A 20,284-nucleotide genomic window follows, 5' to 3' on the forward strand; every position below is an offset into this window, starting at 1 on the left:
CTTCCATGATTGAGAGAACTTCAGAGTATGAACTGGGGAATGATAATGTGATTCCTGTAACTCTGAATGCCAATTTTTTCTTTGAAAGAGCCGTTCGGTCCTTGGATCGCTTTCAATATGATAAGGCATTAAAGAATTTTCGCAAAGCTGTAGAGTACGAGCCGGAGAATCCGGTCAATCATTGCAACGTGGCTGGCGTATTATCAGAAATGGGTAATTATGAAGCGTCCAATGACATTTTAACCCATGTACTGGAGAATATTGATCCGGCAATGACGGAATGTTATTTCTATATGGCTAACAACTTCGCCAATATGGAAAGCTATGAGGAGGCAGAACGCTCACTCGTCACTTATCTCGAAGAAGATGTGAACGGTGAATTTCTGGCCGAATCGGAAGAATTGATGGAGCTGCTGCAATATGAGCTGGACCGTCCTGCTCCACTTATCCGGATTAGAAGCCGGGAAGGTGTAATAGAGCATGAGCGAGCCCGAGCACTGTTGGAGGAGGGCAAGTTTACACAAGCCGTCACTTTGCTTGAAGAGATTGTGAGCAATACGCCTGACTTCCTGGCGGCACATAACAACCTAGCCCTAGCGTATTTTTACATGGGTCGTTTTACCAAAGCTAAGGAATGTATTATGCGGGTGCTGGAGCAGGACTCCGGGAATCTGCATGCACTCTGTAACTTAGCGATCTTCCTTCAGTATGAAGGCGACCGCGGGCAACTGGATGGATTGTTACGCCTTCTGGAGACCACTATTCCGTTTCATCAGGAGCATCTGTTCAAAATGGCCACCACCATGGGGATTCTGGGACGCCATAGAACCGCCTATGGCCATTTTAGACGTCTGTTGAAGGATGAAGAGGTCGGTGGCGACGCCAGTCTCTATCATTATTGTGCGGCTGCTGCCAGCAATAGTGGCCTGTATACAGAAGCCCAGCGCTGCTGGCAGAAGGCGGCTAAGCTCGATCCGGAATCGGCTGTGCCGAGATTTTTTCTAGCTCAGCTGCAGCAGGCGCAGGGGGAAGGCAAAACGCTGTCGCTGGTCAGCTACAACTATCAGCTTCCTTTTCAGGAGCAGCTGAAGCTGTGGAAGGACAACAAGGGCAGCTTTACCGAAGAGGTACGGAACAATCCGCTGCTTCGCTCTTCCTTCTTCTGGGCGCTCCGCTACGGGGATGCCAATACGAAGCTTCAGGTTACAGAAGCTCTGCGGTGGATTGAAGATGAAGAGATGTCCGAAATTCTGCAAGGACTTCTGAAGCAGCAGCCCTTGCAGGAAGAAAAGCTGCAAGAAGCGGCACTTCTTAGTCTGCAGCGGCTGATTGGAAGTGTTCCTGAAGAGAATGTGCTTCAGGAAGTCAAAGAAACCTCTTCCCCGCGTCTGAAGGGACTGCCGGAATGGAGAGAGGATTGGCAGAAAGTTATCGATCAGACCCTTAGTATGATGGATCGAAGATATGATGCAATCCATAAAAAAGATGCTGAATTACTTTGGAAGCAATTTCTGAGCAGCCTTTATCCGGATATTCCGTTTATCCGTCATGCGAATGGCTGGTGTGCTGCCTTAGAATATCTAATTGCTAAAACGCATAACCTGCCGGTCACCTACCGTGAAGTAGCTCAGCGTTACAATGTTTCTGTATCTATGGTCAGTCGTTATGCTCGGCGCATAGATGAGGAATGTAGTTTCGAGGGAAGTGTGAGCGACAGTCTTCCGCCATTTACCGAGAATATCTAAAACGATCATGTAGTATTTCGTAGAAACGGAGCCCTTTTTATATGTCTTGCGTAAACGCTAATGTTCCTTATAGGGGCACCGAAGGCGGCTATGCATGCCAAAAAAGGGCCCGTTTCTTCTAAATAAACCCTATTGTGAGGAGGCCACTGTTATGTACAAAACGATTGTAATCGGAACAGGCCCAGCCGGGCTTACTGCTGCAATTTATTTGGCACGTGCCAACCTAAACCCACTTGTGATTGAAGGTATGCAACCAGGTGGACAACTGACAACGACAACAGAAGTCGAGAACTTCCCAGGCTTTCCTGAAGGAATTCTAGGCCCGGATTTAATGGACAACATGCGCAAGCAGGCTGAACGTTTTGGAGCTGAATTTAAGAATGGCTGGGTGGATTCAGTTGATTTTTCACAGCGTCCATTTAAAGTGACTGTAGATGGATTGGGAGTATTAGAAGCGGAGTCAGTGATCATCTCAACCGGCGCATCTGCCAGATATTTAGGAATCCCCGGGGAGCAGGAGAATGTGGGCCGTGGGGTCAGCACTTGTGCTACTTGTGACGGATTCTTTTTCCGTGGCAAAAAGATTATTGTCGTCGGTGGTGGAGATTCAGCGATGGAGGAAGCCAGCTTTTTAACCCGATTCGCTTCCAATGTAACATTGGTTCACCGTCGTGATGAGCTTAGAGCTTCGAAGATTATGCAGGCTCGCGCACGGGATAACAGTAAGGTATCGTGGGCTCTTAACCGTACACCGCTTGAGGTTACAACCGACGAGTCTGGCGTTAAAGGGCTGACGGTTCGCAACAATGAGACGGGAATTGATGAACTCATCGAAGCGGACGGAGTGTTTGTCGCGATCGGGCACACGCCGAACACCGGATTTTTAGGGGGACAAATTACGACCGATACCAACGGCTACATTGTGGTCAACCCTGGAACGACAGAAACGAACATCCCGGGCGTATTCGCTTGTGGCGACGTGCAGGATACCCGTTATCGTCAGGCAATTTCTGCAGCCGGATCTGGCTGTATGGCAGCAATGGATGCCGAGAAGTACCTAGAGGGCACGATGGTGCATGACTGGAGCGAAACACTGGATAGTTAATTTTGCGAGAAATCGTAGTCCGATGACATATAAGCAGGTTATCCTTTTTCTAAAAGGTTGCCTGCTTTTTTTATAATGGTGGGGCCGTGTCCGGAAATTAAATATGTTGTTTATTTATTACCGCTCAGAAGTTAAAATAACTGTAACAATGTCCTTATAAAAAGACTTGCGCATTTTAAAAATACGTTTACAATGAAGATATAATGTTAACGTGAACAATTTATATTAATACCTATTACAAGCAATGATTTTAAGTTTAAAATATTTATTGGGAAATCAACTGATTAAATTAATGTTCACGTTAAACTTTGTGTAACTCCCATTCGAACTTAAAGGAGAGCAGCAAACCTCATGAGTAAAAAATTCATGGATGAGAACTTTCTATTGTCGAGCGAGACCGCAATTAAGCTATTTCATAATCATGCGAAAGACATGCCCATTATCGATTATCATTGCCACCTCAGTCCAAAAGAAATTTATGAGAACAAAACGTTCAACAATATTACCGAAGCTTGGCTGTATGGCGACCATTATAAATGGAGAGTGATGCGCGCTAACGGTATAGAAGAGAAATTCATTACTGGCGATGCCAGTGATTATGATAAATTTATGGCCTGGGCTAGAACGGTTCCGATGATTATCGGGAATCCGCTATACCATTGGACGCATCTGGAGCTGCAACGTTTCTTCGGTGTATATGAGTTGCTGAATGAAGCTAACGCACCAAAAATTTGGGATGAAGTGAATAGACAGCTACAAAGTGAAGGATTCGGAGCAAGAGATTTGATCATTAAATCGAAGGTGACTACGGTTTGTACTACCGATGATCCTGTAGATAATCTAGAATATCATGAGAAAATCAGTAATGTGAGTGGGTTCAATGCTAGCGTTGTGCCGGGATTCCGGCCAGATAAAGCGCTTGAAATCAACCGTCCTACCTTCCAGCCGTGGGTAGCCCAGCTAAGCGAAGTTTCGGGAATGGCTGTTGAGAATTACGGACAGTTTCTTGCAGCATTGGAGAGCAGAGTTAGATTCTTCCATGCCAGAAGCGGCCGTGTATCTGACCATGCTTTGGATGCGGTAATGTTTGAGCCTACTACCTTGGAGGAAGCTACAGCTATATTTGCTAAAGCACTTCATGAAGGCACTGTAAGTGAGAGTGAAGAAAAGAAATATAAAGGATTCACGCTAGTATTCCTCGGCAAATTGTATAACGAGCTGGGTTGGGCGATGCAATTCCATATTCATGCGCTTCGGAATAACAACAGCGTAATGTTCGGACGTCTCGGACCTGACACGGGTTATGATTCCATCAATGACGGCGTGATTGCTAAGCCTTTGGCGGGTCTGCTCGATGCGCTGGATCGTGAGAATGCATTGCCTAAGACCATTTTGTACTCACTGAACCCTAATGATAATCATGTTATTGCCAGTTTAATGGGCAGCTTCCAGGGCGGTGGTATTCCAGGCAAGATTCAATTCGGAACCGCATGGTGGTACAACGACAATAAAGACGGCATGCTGGAACAGATGAAGACACTTGCTAATCTAGGCGTACTTAGCCAATTTGTTGGGATGTTAACAGACTCCAGAAGCTTTTTATCGTATACCAGACATGAGTACTTTAGAAGAATCTTGTGTGATCTGGTAGGCTCTTGGGTAGAGGCTGGAGAAGCCCCGGATGATATGGAGTTACTGGGCAGTATGATTGAGAACATCTGTTACAATAACGCTGATCATTATTTTAATTTCTCGAAACAGGCATTGGTGACTAGGTAATCGTTATGATATCCTTACATGGAAGAGCCAAACCCGTTTGATAAGGAAGGTTGACCCATGGCACCTACAATCAAGGATATCGCCAAATTGGCGAATGTATCGCATACAACTGTATCGAGAGCACTTAACAATAGTCCACTAATTAAAGAGGTCACACGTAAAAAAATTGCCGAGATCGCTGCGCAAGTGGGCTACGTCCCTAATTACAATGCCAAAAGCCTTGTGATGCAGCGATCCTATACCATTGGTCTGTTCTTCACGAGTATTGCCAACGGCACAACTTCGGGTTTCTTCTCTGACACGATTCGTGGTGTAAATAGTGTCATAGATGTAGAGTACAATCTGTTCATCCGTGGGATCGACGATTATGCGGAATATTCCTCTATTCATCGCAAACGTTTTGATGGAATTATTCTAATGAGCCAGAGTGAAGCAGATAATAAATTCATTTACCATGTTGTCCAGCAAGGCATTCCAATCGTTGTGCTGAACCGGCAAATTGATGACCGCTCCATTATTAACATCATCTCGAACGACCGGGAAGGTGCTTATAATGCAGGCAAATACCTGATCGAAAACGGGCATCAAGACATTGCAATTATTGAAGGTGTCGAGGGCTTTAAATCCACACAGGAACGCAGAGATGGCTTTATAAAAGCTTTGATTGACCATAATATCCCTGTTCGTAATGACTACATGATAAGTGGTAATTATGATATGCAAAGTGGATATGAGGCGATGGGCAAGCTACTGGATCTCGAGAAACCACCAACTGCTGTATTTTGCTCCAATGATGATATGGCGATTGGGGCTATGAAAGGTGTGTTTGAGCGAGGGCTGCAGGTGCCAAATGATATCTCTGTTGTTGGTTTTGACGACATTGGGTTTTCACTTTTTGCCAATCCTTCACTCACCACGGTCAAACGTCCTATTGAGAAGATTAGTGAGCAAGGCGCTCGCCAGCTGTTAAGCTTGGTCAAGGAGCCCTCAGAAAAAGACGGGCGGATCTCGATCGAGACAGAGCTTATTGCCAGAGAATCAGTCAGGAAGTTGCAGAAGTAGAGGCTGCGCATAGCAGCCTAATACTTTACTATCGTAAAGGGTTGCTATCTAAAATTTTCACGTGTGCATATATTTAATTAATTATCAATATAAATATGATTTTATATAGTTTGTTTAATTAGTTTATCGTGTGCATTTACTATTAGGAGGCGTTTATATGAAAAGATTAAATAGCGATAATTGGACAGCTTACAAGCAGTATCCTGAGAAGGTCCTACAATTTGGCGAAGGCAATTTCATGCGCGCTTTTGTAGATTGGCAGATTCATACCATGAATCAAAAAACGGATTTCAATGGTGGAGTGGTTGTTGTACAGCCGCTGGCTAACGGACTGGCGGAAATGCTAAATGATCAGAATGGGCTGTATACCCTTTATCTGCAAGGCATTAAAGACGGAGCGGCTGTAAAAGAGCACGAGGTAATTAATTGTATTACGCGGACGCTTAATCCCTATTCACAGCATGAGGAGTATATGAAGCTGGCTGAGAACCCTGAGCTGCGCTTTATCGTGTCTAATACTACTGAAGCGGGAATTGCTTTTGAAGCCGGCGACAAGTTAACCGATACGCCGCAGAGTAGTTTCCCGGGCAAGCTGACGGCCTTATTGTACAAACGTTATCAAATTTTTAATGGGGATGCTTCTAAAGGTTTTATCATCATTCCATGTGAGCTGATTGACCGGAATGGTGATGAGCTCAAAAAGGTTATTTTGAAATATGCTGAGCTGTGGAATCTTGGAGAAGGTTTTGTGAACTGGTTGAATGAAGCTAATACCTTCTGCTGCAGTCTGGTGGACCGCATTGTTCCCGGTTATCCAAGAGACAGCATTGCCGAGATTACAGAAGAGTTGGGTTATGAGGATAAGCTGGTCGTTGTCGGCGAGCAATTCCATCTTTGGGTGATTGAAGGACCGCAGTGGATTAAAGAGGAGTTCCCGGCTGAACTAGCAGGTCTTAATGTGCTGGTGGTGGATGATATGGCCCCTTATCGCACTCGAAAAGTGAGGATTTTAAACGGAGCTCATACAGCTATGACACCAGTAGCGTATTTGTACGGTATTGATACGGTTGCTGAGGCCATTGAGCACGAAGAGGTTGGGGCGTACGTGAAGTCTTTAATCTATGATGAAATTATTCCAACGCTGGATCTGCCGGCAGAAGAATTGAATTCTTTTGCAGACGCGGTATTAGAAAGATTCCTGAACCCTTATGTGCAGCATTACTTGATGAGCATTTCCCTTAATTCTATATCGAAGTTTAAGACAAGAGATCTGCCTTCTTTACTGCAATATGTAGAGGCCAAAGGACAATTGCCTGAAAAGCTCGTCTTCTCATTAAGCGCATTAATTGCCTTCTATAGAGGACGCAGAGGGGAAGAAAACATTCAACTGGCTGATGATGCGGATATTTTGGAATGGTTCGCCTCCTTATGGGGAGGATGGGATGGCACAGACACCGGGCTGCGCGCACTGGCCGTCGAAGTACTTGCCGCAACCAATCGCTGGGGCTGTGATCTGAATGAAGTGGCTGGACTTACTGACAAGGTGACAGAAGGACTGATTGCGATTGAGAAAAATGGCATGAAGCAAGCCTTAAAAGCGTTCGTGAAGAGACCGGCACACAACTAATACCCTGGAGGTGACAATGATATGATCAAGACGATGAAAGAAGTATTGCAGATTAATGAGGCTGATAATGTCGCTGTTGCACTTAAAGACTATAAAGCAGGCGACACCATTGTGATTGGTTCAAAAGAGATTAAAATTACTGAAGATATCGCTAGAGGCCATAAAATTGCACTGTCCAGCATTAGCGAAGGTGAAAACGTATTGAAATATGGTTACCCCATTGGTCATGCTATAGCGTCTATCGCGCCGGGGCAGTGGGTGCATACCCATAACACTAAGACAAACCTAACAGGGGTAGAGGAATATACCTTTGAGCAGAAGCTGACGCCGAATCCTTTTGCAGCGGAGAATTTGACCTTTAAGGGGTATCGCCGCTTTGATGGATCTGTAGGTATCCGCAATGAGCTGTGGATCGTCCCTACTGTTGGTTGTGTGAATGGAGTGGCGGAGCAGATCATCAATATTTTCAAAGCAGAGGTTGGGGATATCGCACCTTTCGATAACGTGCTCGTGCTTAAGCATAACTACGGTTGCTCCCAGCTGGGCGATGATCATGACAATACACGTACGATACTGGCTAACGCGGTTAAACACCCGAATGCGGGCGGCGTGCTTGTGCTCGGATTGGGCTGTGAGAATAACAATTTGCATATTTTTAAAGATATGCTTGGCAGTTATGATGAGGATCGTGTGCGTTTCCTTGTCTCCCAGGAGGTTGGGAATGAGATTGAAGAAGGCGTGAAGCTGCTGAAGGAAATCTATAATAATGTCCAAGGCGATCAAAGGGAAGAGGTATCACTCTCTGAGCTGAAAATCGGTCTGAAATGTGGAGGCTCCGACGGGTTATCCGGTATTACTGCGAATCCGCTCCTTGGACGTCTGTCTGATTATATGGCTGCTCAAGGCGGGACCACTGTACTGACTGAAGTACCTGAAATGTTCGGTGCCGAAAAAATTCTAATGGAACGTGCTGCGGACGAAAATATTTTCCACAAAATTGTCGATCTCATTAATGACTTTAAGCAGTATTTTATGGACTATAAACAGCCGGTATATGAAAATCCTTCTCCAGGGAATAAAGCCGGAGGGATTACTACGCTTGAGGATAAATCATTGGGTTGTACTCAAAAATCCGGGAACGCTACAGTGATGGATGTACTCAAGTATGGAGAGCTTATCACTAACAAAGGCTTAAATCTCCTTAACGCACCTGGCAATGATCTAGTGGCTTCCTCTGCACTGGCTGCTGCTGGCTGCCAATTGGTGATCTTTACGACCGGGCGGGGAACACCATTTGGTACATTCGTGCCAACGATGAAGGTATCTACCAATACCCCATTGTATGAAGGCAAACGTCACTGGATCGATTTTAATGCAGGTGTATTGGTGGAAGATGGTTCTCCAGATGAGGTCCTGCGCAGCTTCATAAACTATATTATTTCGGTGGCCAGCGGTGAATGGGTTAATAATGAAAAGAATAATTTCCGTGAGATCTCTATATTCAAAACAGGAGTAACGCTATAATAAATAATTAATTAATGACAGATCAGGCTGTCTCTTATGCTTTTTAAGCGTAGGGGACAGTTTTTTTTAGGTTCAAAGCATACATAATTCGTCTTTAAAAGAACGATAATTGCATTCTTGGAAATTAGTGATTGCAATCACAATGGTCCTGTACGGCCTGTGCTAATCTTTTATTGAGAATAGTTCTCACATAAAGGAGAAGAGTCAAATGGAAAAAGTGCTGAGTTTGGATGAATCTATATTCGAGATGGTATCACGGCATCCGGAGGTCATCGAGATTATGGTAGAGCTGGGCTTTAAGGATATTGCCAAGCCTGGCATGCTGCAGACCGCTGGCCGTTTCATGACCTTATCCAAAGGAATTAAGCTGAAGAAAATGGATCTCGAGCACGTGAAGCTAACTTTTGAACGTCATGGTTTCGAGATTATTTAATAAAGGAGTGTTAATATGAGCGAACTAATTAACAACCGTGAAGTTGATGTGCCGGAACAGACTCGTCGCCAGGCTATGCTTAAGGAAATTATTAAAGAGCTGCATGCAGGCAAAAGTGTAGAAGAGGTTAAGGCGCGGTTCGCCGAAGCTGTGGGTGATGTTACCGTAGCGGAGATTTCCGCGATGGAGCATTCATTAATGACCGAAGAAGGAATTCCGGTATCCGAGGTCCAACGTCTTTGTTCGGTGCATACAGCCATCTTTAAAGGCTCTATTGAGCAGATTCACCGCTCGTCTAAGCCCGAGGAGCAGCCAGGCCATCCAGTACACACCTTCAAATTGGAGAATCGTGAGATCGAAAGACTTGTTAACTTCCGCATGGATCTGCACGCAACAAAGTTTCAAAAGAACGATAGTGAGGAATTGATCTTCAAGTTGTTGGAGGATCTTAGCTTGCTGCTGGATCTTGATAAGCACTATAGCCGAAAAGAAAATCTGCTGTTCCCATACCTCGAAAAATACGGCATTTATGGCCCAACCAAGGTAATGTGGGGAGTGGATGATAATATCCGCCGTATGATTAAAGAGGCAAAAGCAGCGCTCAGCACTTATAGCGGAAATGCAGCAGAAATAGGCGTTCAGCTTGAGGAGATCATCAAGGAAGTTAATGAAATGATCTTTAAGGAAGAAAATATTCTACTGCCCATGGCCCTGGACAAACTGACGGAAGATGAATGGGTCAAAATCGCCCGGGAGAGCGATGAGATCGGGTTCTGCCTAACCGCACCGGAGCAGGAGTGGATCCCTGAGCGGGCTGCAGAGCCGGAAGGCGCAGTGCCGGAAGAAACAGAAGGAGCGACGCCGCAAGGCGGGTTCATCCGTTTTGAGACAGGGTTGTTGTCACTGCATCAGCTCGAGACCGTACTCAACCATCTGCCTGTAGATCTAACCTTCATTGACGAGAATGATGTCGTTCGATATTTTTCACACGGGAAGGAACGTATCTTTGCTCGAACTAAAGCGGTTATCGGCCGTACAGTACAGAACTGTCATCCCCCGCAAAGTGTTCATGTGGTAGAGAAGCTTTTGGAAGACTTTAAGGCAGGTCGTAAGGATGCTGAAGACTTCTGGATCAACATCAAGGATAAGTTTATCTACATCCGTTACTTCGCTGTACGAGACGAGTCAGGCCAATATATGGGCACGCTAGAGTTCACACAGAATATCGCTCCAATCCGAGCACTAGAGGGACAAAAGCGCATTTTATCAGAATAAATCGGTACGTTGGGTTATTTTCCAGATAATAATATAGGTACAAGACTCTCTTACTTAGGTGTAAGGGGGTCTTTTTAGAATATAATAGAGTATACTCTTAAAATAAGGAATTCCCGGGTGTGTTGTCTTTCCTTGACCACAGAGAGGGCTTCTATTATAGTTGGTACTTAGGATTAACTATTTTAGTATAAAAAAAGGTGGCTTGTTACATGTCTGAGAATATCTACGTTGGCGTGGATTTGGGTGGAACTGCAATTAAGGTTGGAATCTGTAATGCTGAAGGTACCCTGCTACATACTTATGAGGGACCTACAGGAACTGCAGAGGGTGTCGATACTGTTATCGATAATATCGAGAAGTATGTACGCCAAATTGTGGAGGATTCCCCGTACTCTTGGGATCAGCTTGCAGGTGTAGGAGCGGGTGTAGCCGGGTTCACAAATATTCGTGAAGGAATCATCATCCTTGCGCCTAACATAGGATTTAGAGATGTGCCGATCCGTTCCATTTTGGAAGATCGTTGGAACAAGCCTGTCAAAATAGACAATGATGCGAATGTGGCTGCACTGGGGGAAGCTTGGAGTGGTGCGGGACGTGGCGTTGATAACTGTGTCTGCTATACGCTTGGAACAGGTGTCGGTGGCGGAATCATTATTAATGGAAAGATTTATCAAGGTTTTGCGGGACTAGCTGGTGAGCTTGGACATATCACAGTAGTGCCGGATCTGGAAGCTATTCAATGCGGCTGTGGCAACATGGGCTGTCTGGAAACCGTTTCCTCCGCTACAGGTATTATCCGCATGGCTAATGATGCAGTAGCTCGTGGCGATCGTACTTCCCTCTCTATGGTAGAGAAGATTGCTGCGAAAGAAGTTTTTGATGCGGCTAAGGCTGGCGATGAAGTAGCTATCCGTATAGTGAATCGTGCAGCGTACTATCTGGGTAAATCCATGGCTTCTGTGGCGGCTGTGCTTAACCCTGAAGTATTTATCGTTGGCGGCGGTGTGTCTAAGGCTGGAGATATTCTATTTGATGAGGTTCGTCGTGTGTTTGCGAAATTGACACCGGCTCCGCTTCAAACTGGTGTTTCGATTATTCCAGCTGAGCTTGGCAATGACGCAGGTATTGTTGGGGCTGCCGGCCTTTTGCTGCGTTCTTAAAAGACGGGAAGTATTCATATACTAAATCTAGGGAGGGGACGCTTTTATGACCGAATTGGACAATACCCCAACGGCTGGAGCCACCCTGATTATTATTACGGGAATGTCAGGTGCGGGGAAGACAATTGCTGTACAGAGTCTGGAAGACCTAGGGTTCTTCTGTGTCGATAATTTACCACCGGTGCTGATTCCCAAGTTCGCAGAGCTAATTGAACAGTCGAAGGGTAAGATTGCCAAGGTAGCCCTTGTAATTGACCTGCGTGGTCGAGAATTCTTCACTGCTTTGTCTGAGTCTCTTGCCTATATCAAGGATGAGTCAACCATTGGCTGTGAGATCTTGTTTTTGGATGCTACAGATTCAGTACTTGTTCAGCGTTACAAGGAAAGTCGACGTCATCATCCATTAGCACCTAAGGGGCTGCCGCTTGATGGTATCAAGCTAGAACGTAAGATGCTTGAAGAATTGAAAAATTCAGCTACGTTATGTTTAGATACCAGCAGTATGAAGCCTGTGCAGCTTAAGGAGAAGATCATTTCACGGTTTTCGCATCTAGGAAAAAGTACGCTTTCCGTCAATATTACATCCTTCGGATTTAAGTACGGTATTCCTATTGATGCAGATCTTGTCTTCGATGTCCGCTTCTTGCCTAACCCACATTATGTGGACCATCTGCGGCCTAAAACCGGCCAGGATAGTGAAGTCTACGATTATGTAATGAAGTGGCCTGAAACACAGGTGTTCCTGACCAAACTGCTCGATATGCTTCATTTTCTAATTCCGCAATATCGTAAGGAAGGTAAGTCCCAGATTATCATTGGCATTGGCTGTACGGGAGGTAAACACCGTTCCGTAGCCATATCCGAGTATTTGGGTAAAATGCTGGGCGTTAGCGAGACGGAATCCGTAACCGTTAGTCATAGGGATTCCGAGCGTGATCGGCACTAGAGAGAAGGGGTCATAGTGGCTGAAGAACAAAGACAGCGTCCACGTATCGTCGTTATGGGCGGTGGCACGGGGTTATCTGTCATGCTTCGTGGTTTAAAAGAGAAGCCATTAGATATTACTGCTATTGTTACCGTTGCCGATGATGGGGGAAGCTCTGGTATTTTACGCAGTGAACTGCAAATGCCTCCTCCTGGGGACATCCGCAACGTATTGACAGCTATGGCTGATGTTGAGCCGCTCATGGCAGAGATTATGAGATACCGTTTCAACACGGGTGAGGGACTAGCTGGTCATAGTCTCGGCAACTTGATTCTTGCTGCGCTCACGGATATATCCGGCGATTTCGTTACGGCTGTTCGGGAGCTCAGTAGATTATTCGCTGTTCGCGGCCGGGTATTGCCTGCGGCCGGTGAAGCTGTAATCCTGCATGCAGAAATGTCGGACGGCACGATTATCACAGGGGAGTCCAAAATTCCTGAAGCTGGCGGGATCATCAGACGAGTGTCTTTGGAGCCGCCAGATGTAGAACCGTTGCCCGAAGCGCTTGAGGCGATTCGGAATGCAGATGCGATCCTGCTGGGTCCTGGCAGTCTGTATACGAGCATTCTTCCCAACCTGCTTGTTCCGAAACTGGCAGAAGCGGTTGTATCTTCGAATGCTATCAAAATTTTCGTCTGCAACGTAATGACTCAGCCGGGTGAAACGGATAACTATACCGTCAGCGATCATCTTCAAGCTGTATATGATCATATCGGGATCGATTTATTCGATTATGTTATTGTTAATGACGGTGAGATTCCGGAACAGGTCCAGACGAAATACGCCGAGAAGGGCGCGCGCCCGGTGCAGCTTGATAAAGAAGCGCTGGATGGCAATGGATACAAGGTTATAGCCGATAAACTGGTTTTATTCCGAACTTATTTGAGACATGATACCGATAAGCTTAGCCATCACATTTATCAGCTTGTGCAGGATTGGATAAACAGAAACCCTAGGGTATAACTTATAGATGAGAATGAAGTACTTATCAAGAAAGAGGTGAGACCCTTGTCTTTTGCGGCCCTTACCAAAAAAGAGCTGACGATGGTGGAGAGTGAACCCTGCTGCGAGAAGGCGGAAATGTCAGCGCTTATCCGTATGAATGGATCTGTGCAGCTTTCAAGCAAAAAGGTTATTCTCGACATTTCGACGGAGAACGCCGCGATTGCAAGGCGGGTATATTCTTTACTTAAGAAATATTACCAGGTCCATATTGAGCTACTCGTGCGTAAAAAAATGCGTTTGAAGAAAAATAACGTCTATATCGTCAGAATTCCAAACCGTGTACAAGAGATCCTAAAGGATCTTAGAATTGTGTCGGAAGGATTTATTTTTACCGATGGTATTGATGATGAGATTGTTGGGAATAACTGCTGCAAGCGTGCTTATTTGCGTGGTGCCTTTCTGGCTGGCGGATCGGTTAATAATCCGGAAGGCTCCTCCTACCATTTGGAGATTTCCTCGATGTATGAGGAACATTGTAAAGCATTAGTGGATCTGGCTGGGGAATTCCACTTAAATGCACGCTGTATTGAACGTAAAAAAGGATTCATTCTTTACATTAAAGAAGGCGAGAGGATCATTGAATTCTTAAGTTTGATTGGAGCGCATCAGGCGTTGTTCAAATTTGAGGATGTAAGAATTATGCGCGATATGCGTAATTCCGTGAATCGGATCGTGAACTGCGAGACCGCAAATCTCAACAAAACAATAAGTGCTGCGGTGCGGCAGATTGAGAATATCAAGCTGTTGCAGCGAGAAATGGGACTGGAGAATTTGCCGGATAAACTGCGTGAAGTAGCAGAAATTCGAATGGCGCATCCAGATATCAACCTCAAGGAGGTTGGTGAAATGCTCAAAGGTACAGTCAGTAAGTCGGGAGTAAATCATCGGCTTCGTAAGATTGATGAGCTGGCGGACAAGGTTCGAGGCGGCTAATTACTTTTTTTCTAGTGTGGTTTACGTTATAATGATATAATAATATAAAATTAATGTGAAACTTTTGGGGAGAACTCAATTAGGGGGTAAGCGTTTCATGACAAAGCACCCGGTAGTTGTTCGGTTGAAGACAGGGCTTCATGCCCGACCGGCAGCATTGTTTGTGCAAGAAGCTAACAAGTTTTCGTCGGAGATTTTCGTGGAAAAAGATGATAAAAAAGTAAATGCTAAAAGTATTATGGGGATTATGAGCCTCGCTATCAGTTCCGGCACGGAGATTTACATTAGCGCGGACGGTGCGGATGCCGATCAAGCTGTAAACGCTTTGACAAGTCTGGTCAGCAAAGAAGAGCTTGAGAACCAATAATAGGAAGACAACATCGTTTCTGCTAGGAAGACTTTATTTATCGCATGACCAAAAGCCCTTCGGGGCTTTTTTTAATACCAAAAAATAGATTGAGACGTGCAACATTTACCAAAATGACTCGTCTAGAGGATAATAACAAATCACAAGAAATGAAAGGGGCTGGCAAATATGAAAGGTTTATTGAAGAAAATTGGTTCAGTGATGATCGTAGGGAGCTTGTTAATTGGAGGGATCAGCATGAGTGGTGTTTTCCAAGGTCCTGAAAAGGCTTACGCAGATGAAGTGCAGAAAAATGTCGTTAGTGTAGTAGGTAAAGGCGAATTGTCCCTCAAGCCGGATATCGTATACTTGACCATCGGTGTGGATACTACGGCCACAACTGCGCAAGAAGCGCAGAAGACCAATGCCGCTAAAATTCAGAAGATTATGACTTTACTAAAGAATACTTGGAAAATTGCAGATAAAGATATTCAAAGCACGCAGTTTTATGTGCAACCCAATTATAGTTACAGCGAAAAAGAAGGACAGCAAGTGAAGGGATACAACGCCAATCATACGCTGTTAGTGTCTTATAGAGATCTGACTAAGGTTGGTGAATTGCTGGACGCTGCATCTGCGGCAGGGGCGAATAATATCGGAAATGCACGTTTTTCTGTGGAAGATACTTCTGCATTTGAAGCTCAGGTGATTGAAAAAGCGATGGCGAATGCAGATGTTAAAGCAGGGGCTATTGCTAAGGCAGCTAAACGCAGCTTGGGTCAAGTGATCACGGTCAGCCAAAATGATGGCGATATCACTCCGGTTTATTTTGAACAGAATCTAAAAATGAATATGGCTGCAGCAGATGCTGGTGCAAGTACATCCGTGCAACCTGGTGTAGTTAAAGTTACAACTCAGCTAAGCGTAATGTATGAATTGAAATAGTATCAGAACAAGGTGAATGCAGAGAGGAGAGGTGATCTTCCACTAGTAATAGTGGGGGGCGCCTCTTTTTTTGTGTAAGTTCTCTACGATTCTGTTTAATAAATTGGAAAGGAGAGGAAAAATAAGATGATGAATATTATTTCAAAAGAATCAGTACGCAAATGGGGCATAGGTCTGATGTCGGCAGGTTTATTGTTTGGTGGAGGTCTGCTGCCCAGCGAAACGGGTTATGCAGCAGCTAGTAAAACGGAGAATAAAGCTATTGATTCGCGTATCGTTTTAAAGGCAAACGGGATAAATTCGTTACAGGAAGGTATTTTGAAGGAAGGACAGGCCTGGATTCCCATAACTTTTATGCGAGATGTGTTGGGATTACCGCTTGCGTATGATAAGAAGGAAAATGCATACATGATTGGAAAAGGATCGGCCAAGGCGAAGTTGATGTTATCCAGTTACGGTACTTCTGTGTGGGTGAATAACTATTTCATTCGAGAGTATGAAGGGAAGTTAATTAATAATCGCCTCTACGTTCCATCAGGTTTGTTAAATGATTATATGGGTTATAAGGTAGATTGGAGTCGGGCCGCCAGTAAGCTGAATGTGGTGAACAGACCGCAGAACGCGCTGACGGTAACCACGGAAACTTATGCTAAAGATCGGACAGAAGCTTTTATTCAGCTTGATTATCCGAAGATCAGTGGATTGGGCAATTCCAGTGCGCAACAAGCTATTAATAATACTTTGAAGGAAAGTGTTATGAAATTCGCGGCGGGTGCAGAACAGGATATCTCCGATCGAGATGGAGCAGAGCCCAAATACACCTATGATTCAGGTTATGTAGTGACCTACAATCAGAATGGTGTGATCAGCATAGTGATGCATCAGTATAGTGATACGGGCGGCGCTCATGGAATGACTAACCGTGAGGCATTCACCTTCTCGCTTAAAGATGGTAAACGTCTATTGTTGGGCGACCTGTTTGGAGCTAATCCAAACTACAAAAAACAGCTGAATGCTAAGTTGAGCAAGCTGCTGAAGGCAGAGGATAGTTATTTGGGAGGATTCAACGGATTGAATACGGAGAAATATTTCTATCTGAAGGATGACAAGGTTGTTCTGTTCTTCCAATTATATGAGTACACAGCGTATGCTGCAGGCTTCCCTGAGTATACCTTTAGTTTCAAAGAGCTTTTGTCGGATGGCAGTAGCCCGTTTGCTGGCATGAAATAAATGGAGATACCTCGTCTCCGCTAATGTCAGCACAAGGCATCTCCCCCTTACCGGAGTTGTCTCTAGTTCATATGCTAAAGGGAGTAACTAGTTTATGAACGGGGGAGAGCTATGGGCTACCAATATACTGCAATTGGCGATTCCTTGACGACTGGATTTGGTGCTCTGCCAGGTAACGGTTTTGTTCCGGTGTACCGTAGAATGGCAGAAGGGAGACTGCGGACTACTGTAGCCTCTACGAATTTAGGCGTGAACGGAATGACTACTTCAGAGCTGGAGCAGCGGCTGCGCGGAAATTCCATGATGCGTGAGGCCGTTCGAGAAGCCGATATCATCACTGTGTCTATCGGTGGTAATGATTTGATTCACGCGGCCAAATCAGCAGCAAGACAGCAAGGGGACTTATCCGCACAACTGCGCAGATCGCTTCAGGAATGCAAACAAAATTTCTCTGCAATTATGAATATCCTTATACAATTGAAGGCGAGGACGCGTAGACCTTTTATCATTAGAATTGTGGGATTATATAATCCCTATCCTCAGGTGGTTGGTGCGACAGAATGGGTCAGACAGTTTAATCAATACGCAGCACAGTACAGCAGCCGAGTATGTGGATTTGCTTCGATTTACAGTGAGTTCGCAGGAAATGAGAGAGGGCTGTTATCCATTGATCATTTGCATCCGAATGGCCGGGGTTATCGCGTAATTGCCGAGAAGCTGGATGCACTAGGTTATGGAGGGCTGAATTGATTGGATTTAGGTCTTCTATAAAATATAAAGAGGCTGTGCCCTATCCGTTATGGTTAGGGCACAGCCTCTTTATATTTTTACTTTATAGCTTACACACCGCTAGGCAATGTCTTCTCGATTACTTTATCTACGATACCGTATTCAGCCGCGTCTGCAGCAGTCATGAAGTAGTCGCGATCTGTATCCTTCTCAATACGTTCTAGAGGTTGACCCGTACGTTCTGCTAGAATACGGTTCAGCTTATCGCGCAATTTGAGGATGCGGCGGGCACGGATTTCAATGTCCGTTGCTTGACCTTGAGCACCACCCAGAGGCTGGTGGATCATGATCTCGCTGTTAGGCAGTGCGAAGCGTTTGCCTTTGGCGCCAGCGTTTAGCAGGAAAGCTCCCATGGAAGCTGCCATACCCACACAGATGGTGGAAACGTCTGGTTTAATGTACTGCATTGTATCAAAAATAGCCATACCTGCAGTAATGGAACCGCCTGGGCTATTCACGTAAAGGTGAATGTCCTTGTCAGGATCTTCGGCAGCCAAGAACAGCATTTGTGCGATGATAGAATTGGCTACCACGTCATTAACCTCCGTTCCAAGGAAAATGATGCGGTCCTTCAGCAGGCGGGAATAGATGTCATAAGCGCGCTCGCCGCGGTTGCTCTGTTCTACTACCATAGGAATATAACTCACGTGGAAAACCTCCTTGATATTGGTTCTTCAAATGTATTCATTTTTACTCTTGCCGTATTACCCACATGATAAACAAATTCAAACAAAAAGTCAAAGAAAGTCAAACTTATATTCAAAAAAAAGAGCCGACAAGCGGCTCTTTGGTTAAGTAGTAGTATAGGCACTACTAAATTATGTGCAAAAATGAAATTAATGGCGCGCCCGCCAAGAATCGAACTTGGATCTCAGGCTTCGGAGGCCTACGTCATATCCATTGGACCACGGGCGCAACAAAAATGATTATAATACAATTTTTACACAATTGCAATGTAATATTAATACTGGACAAGCGCTCTAGGGGCAGGCATCGGGCGCTATATCTTTTTCTGACCTTATTAATGTATAAGAAGACAAGTGCTTGAGAATTCTACTCTCGGAAGACTTGCGCTTCGAGCAATATTTGGTTAGAATATGGGTGGGACTTAAAAAGTTTACCCGGGACGTTTTGAGACCATGAACAAGGGAATAGAGGAAGACGAAGTTGCAGGAGTGAAAGTATGCGTAATTTATTAGATATCCAAAAGCAGCTTCTGCCTGATCTCATGGAAACCCTTAAGAGACGGTACACGATTCTTCATCAGATCATGCTGTCCGATATTATTGGGCGCAGAACGCTAGCCGCTTCGCTAGATATGACTGAGCGGGTACTGCGTGCCGAGACGGATCTTCTGAAATCGCAAGGGCTTATTGAGATCGAGAGTGTTGGCATGCGCATTAGCGCTGCTGGACGTAGACTGCTTGATTTGCTAGAGCCGGTTGTTAAGAGCCTATTTGGTCTGGATGAGCTGGAAGAGAAAATTCGAGCAACGTATGGTCTGGATAAAGTTATTGTAGTACCGGGTGATTGTGAGTCATCGCCGTTCACCAAACGAGAGCTTGGCCGGGCGGGTGCGAAAGCGCTGCTGAGTATACTTCGCGCAGATGATACAGTTGCCGTCACAGGTGGATCGACGCTTGCCGATATGGCTGATCAACTGACACCGCCGTTGTCCCTTTCCTATAAGAACGCTTGGTTTGTTCCGGCGCGTGGAGGATTAGGAGAGAGTATGGAGATTCAAGCCAACACGATTGCCTCAACAATGGCAAAGCGGGTTGGAGCCAACTACCGGTTGTTGCATGTCCCTGATTTGCTTAGTGGGGATGCATACCAATCGCTGGCACTTGACTCTAATATTGGAGAGATTGTACAAACCATCCGCAGTTCGCGTATTATTGTACATGGGATTGGGGATGCCATTGAAATGACCCGCCGCCGCAAACTGGACGAGGCTACAGTCTCGGAAATCCAGGGTGAAGGGGCAGTGGCCGAATCTTTTGGCTATTATTTCAATGAAGAGGGTCAGGTTGTCCATACCATGCTTACGATGGGTCTACGTCTAGAAGATATTATTCGGACAGAGAAAGTCATCGGTATTGCAGGAGGCAAACCCAAGGCCAAAGCCATTCATGCCATGCTGCGTTTCGGGCAGGAGAATATTCTCGTCACGGACGAGGCTGCCGCAGTAGAAATAGGCAAGGAAATTGACAATCAACTACAGCTATCTTCGTAGTTTTTAGATTGCAGGCAATAACATACTTCTTGCATCATACTTAACATTGTTGTCATGACAGACCTCACCGTCTGTTTTGAATAAATAAAACGAATTCTAGGAGGA

Annotated in this window: 18 protein-coding genes and 1 tRNA gene; 17 read left to right on the plus strand and 2 right to left on the minus strand. The window is 45.2% G+C overall.

Annotated features, from left to right (window positions below; all coding sequences use genetic code 11):
- The first annotated feature begins 5 nt into the window (after positions 1-5).
- From NSQ50_RS00825 to NSQ50_RS00900, 16 genes are all read left to right on the plus strand, one after another.
- Positions 6-1,745, plus strand: a complete 1,740-nt coding sequence (locus NSQ50_RS00825) for a tetratricopeptide repeat protein (RefSeq protein WP_051491491.1) — start codon at positions 6-8, stop codon at positions 1,743-1,745.
- A gap of 151 nt (positions 1,746-1,896) precedes the next feature.
- Entirely contained in the window at positions 1,897-2,850 is a 954-nt protein-coding gene (gene trxB / locus NSQ50_RS00830) for a thioredoxin-disulfide reductase (RefSeq protein ID WP_036687084.1), read from the plus strand.
- A 351-nt stretch (positions 2,851-3,201) separates the two neighbouring features.
- A complete protein-coding gene (gene uxaC / locus NSQ50_RS00835) occupies positions 3,202-4,629 on the plus strand; it encodes a glucuronate isomerase (RefSeq protein WP_038568112.1) in 1,428 nt (475 codons plus the stop codon).
- A 57-nt stretch (positions 4,630-4,686) separates the two neighbouring features.
- Positions 4,687-5,691 carry a LacI family DNA-binding transcriptional regulator gene (locus NSQ50_RS00840; protein WP_076147713.1) on the plus strand — a complete coding sequence of 335 codons (1,005 nt, stop codon included), beginning with the start codon at positions 4,687-4,689 and terminating at the stop codon, positions 5,689-5,691.
- Between the two features lie 157 nt (positions 5,692-5,848).
- Positions 5,849-7,318: a tagaturonate reductase gene (locus NSQ50_RS00845; RefSeq protein ID WP_076147711.1), complete on the plus strand. Its 1,470-nt coding sequence runs from the start codon at positions 5,849-5,851 to the stop codon at positions 7,316-7,318.
- Positions 7,319-7,351: 33 nt separating this feature from the next.
- A complete protein-coding gene (locus NSQ50_RS00850; protein WP_036687136.1) occupies positions 7,352-8,842 on the plus strand; it encodes a UxaA family hydrolase in 1,491 nt (496 codons plus the stop codon).
- Positions 8,843-9,050: 208 nt separating this feature from the next.
- Entirely contained in the window at positions 9,051-9,275 is a 225-nt protein-coding gene (locus NSQ50_RS00855) for a DUF1858 domain-containing protein (RefSeq protein ID WP_036687092.1), read from the plus strand.
- A gap of 15 nt (positions 9,276-9,290) precedes the next feature.
- The gene (locus tag NSQ50_RS00860) at positions 9,291-10,550 is read left to right on the plus strand and encodes a DUF438 domain-containing protein (protein WP_076105203.1); all 1,260 of its coding nucleotides are present in this window, start codon (positions 9,291-9,293) and stop codon (positions 10,548-10,550) included.
- A gap of 209 nt (positions 10,551-10,759) precedes the next feature.
- Positions 10,760-11,710, plus strand: a complete 951-nt coding sequence (locus tag NSQ50_RS00865; protein WP_036687097.1) for an ROK family glucokinase — start codon at positions 10,760-10,762, stop codon at positions 11,708-11,710.
- 46 nt (positions 11,711-11,756) lie between these two features.
- The gene (gene rapZ / locus NSQ50_RS00870; protein WP_036687099.1) at positions 11,757-12,656 is read left to right on the plus strand and encodes an RNase adapter RapZ; all 900 of its coding nucleotides are present in this window, start codon (positions 11,757-11,759) and stop codon (positions 12,654-12,656) included.
- Between the two features lie 54 nt (positions 12,657-12,710).
- The gene (locus NSQ50_RS00875) at positions 12,711-13,658 is read left to right on the plus strand and encodes a gluconeogenesis factor YvcK family protein (protein ID WP_169744815.1); all 948 of its coding nucleotides are present in this window, start codon (positions 12,711-12,713) and stop codon (positions 13,656-13,658) included.
- Between the two features lie 45 nt (positions 13,659-13,703).
- On the plus strand, positions 13,704-14,633 hold the full coding sequence (gene whiA, locus NSQ50_RS00880; protein WP_076224847.1) for a DNA-binding protein WhiA: 930 nt from the start codon (positions 13,704-13,706) through the stop codon (positions 14,631-14,633).
- 97 nt (positions 14,634-14,730) lie between these two features.
- Entirely contained in the window at positions 14,731-15,000 is a 270-nt protein-coding gene (locus NSQ50_RS00885) for an HPr family phosphocarrier protein (RefSeq protein WP_036687106.1), read from the plus strand.
- 168 nt (positions 15,001-15,168) lie between these two features.
- Positions 15,169-15,924, plus strand: coding sequence for an SIMPL domain-containing protein (locus tag NSQ50_RS00890; RefSeq protein WP_076147709.1), 756 nt, complete (start codon positions 15,169-15,171; stop codon positions 15,922-15,924).
- 126 nt (positions 15,925-16,050) lie between these two features.
- Positions 16,051-17,154, plus strand: a complete 1,104-nt coding sequence (locus NSQ50_RS00895) for a PdaC/SigV domain-containing protein (RefSeq protein WP_076224844.1) — start codon at positions 16,051-16,053, stop codon at positions 17,152-17,154.
- A 111-nt stretch (positions 17,155-17,265) separates the two neighbouring features.
- The gene (locus NSQ50_RS00900; RefSeq protein WP_076224841.1) at positions 17,266-17,904 is read left to right on the plus strand and encodes a GDSL-type esterase/lipase family protein; all 639 of its coding nucleotides are present in this window, start codon (positions 17,266-17,268) and stop codon (positions 17,902-17,904) included.
- An 89-nt stretch (positions 17,905-17,993) separates the two neighbouring features.
- On the opposite strand, the gene clpP is transcribed toward NSQ50_RS00900, so the two are convergent.
- Together clpP and NSQ50_RS00910 are read right to left on the minus strand one after the other, a co-directional pair.
- Positions 17,994-18,590: an ATP-dependent Clp endopeptidase proteolytic subunit ClpP gene (gene clpP, locus NSQ50_RS00905; protein WP_036687113.1), complete on the minus strand. Its 597-nt coding sequence runs from the start codon at positions 18,588-18,590 to the stop codon at positions 17,994-17,996.
- A 193-nt stretch (positions 18,591-18,783) separates the two neighbouring features.
- Positions 18,784-18,858 (minus strand) — tRNA-Arg (locus tag NSQ50_RS00910).
- Positions 18,859-19,126: 268 nt separating this feature from the next.
- On the opposite strand from NSQ50_RS00910, the gene NSQ50_RS00915 reads away from it, so the two are divergent.
- Entirely contained in the window at positions 19,127-20,179 is a 1,053-nt protein-coding gene (locus tag NSQ50_RS00915) for a sugar-binding transcriptional regulator (protein ID WP_036687118.1), read from the plus strand.
- Positions 20,180-20,284 lie beyond the last annotated feature (105 nt).

It is taken from the genome of Paenibacillus sp. FSL R10-2788, assembly GCF_038003885.1.
GTDB classification, from domain to species: Bacteria; Bacillota; Bacilli; order Paenibacillales; family Paenibacillaceae; genus Paenibacillus_AQ; species Paenibacillus_AQ odorifer.

Bases quoted from the DNA above. Each gene is read 5' to 3' on its own strand.
- NSQ50_RS00845 (WP_076147711.1), top strand. From the start codon at position 5,849: ATGAAAAGATTAAATAGCGATAATTGGACAGCTTACAAGCAGTATCCT.
- NSQ50_RS00850 (WP_036687136.1), top strand. From the start codon at position 7,352: ATGAAAGAAGTATTGCAGATTAATGAGGCTGATAATGTCGCTGTTGCA.
- NSQ50_RS00885 (WP_036687106.1), top strand. From the start codon at position 14,731: ATGACAAAGCACCCGGTAGTTGTTCGGTTGAAGACAGGGCTTCATGCC.
- uxaC (WP_038568112.1), top strand. From the start codon at position 3,202: ATGAGTAAAAAATTCATGGATGAGAACTTTCTATTGTCGAGCGAGACC.
- NSQ50_RS00865 (WP_036687097.1), top strand. From the start codon at position 10,760: ATGTCTGAGAATATCTACGTTGGCGTGGATTTGGGTGGAACTGCAATT.
- NSQ50_RS00890 (WP_076147709.1), top strand. From the start codon at position 15,169: ATGAAAGGTTTATTGAAGAAAATTGGTTCAGTGATGATCGTAGGGAGC.
- NSQ50_RS00855 (WP_036687092.1), top strand. From the start codon at position 9,051: ATGGAAAAAGTGCTGAGTTTGGATGAATCTATATTCGAGATGGTATCA.
- NSQ50_RS00840 (WP_076147713.1), top strand. From the start codon at position 4,687: ATGGCACCTACAATCAAGGATATCGCCAAATTGGCGAATGTATCGCAT.
- NSQ50_RS00825 (WP_051491491.1), top strand. From the start codon at position 6: ATGATTGAGAGAACTTCAGAGTATGAACTGGGGAATGATAATGTGATT.
- NSQ50_RS00915 (WP_036687118.1), top strand. From the start codon at position 19,127: ATGCGTAATTTATTAGATATCCAAAAGCAGCTTCTGCCTGATCTCATG.
- NSQ50_RS00875 (WP_169744815.1), top strand. From the start codon at position 12,711: ATGGGCGGTGGCACGGGGTTATCTGTCATGCTTCGTGGTTTAAAAGAG.
- trxB (WP_036687084.1), top strand. From the start codon at position 1,897: ATGTACAAAACGATTGTAATCGGAACAGGCCCAGCCGGGCTTACTGCT.
- NSQ50_RS00900 (WP_076224841.1), top strand. From the start codon at position 17,266: ATGGGCTACCAATATACTGCAATTGGCGATTCCTTGACGACTGGATTT.
- rapZ (WP_036687099.1), top strand. From the start codon at position 11,757: ATGACCGAATTGGACAATACCCCAACGGCTGGAGCCACCCTGATTATT.
- NSQ50_RS00895 (WP_076224844.1), top strand. From the start codon at position 16,051: ATGATGAATATTATTTCAAAAGAATCAGTACGCAAATGGGGCATAGGT.
- NSQ50_RS00860 (WP_076105203.1), top strand. From the start codon at position 9,291: ATGAGCGAACTAATTAACAACCGTGAAGTTGATGTGCCGGAACAGACT.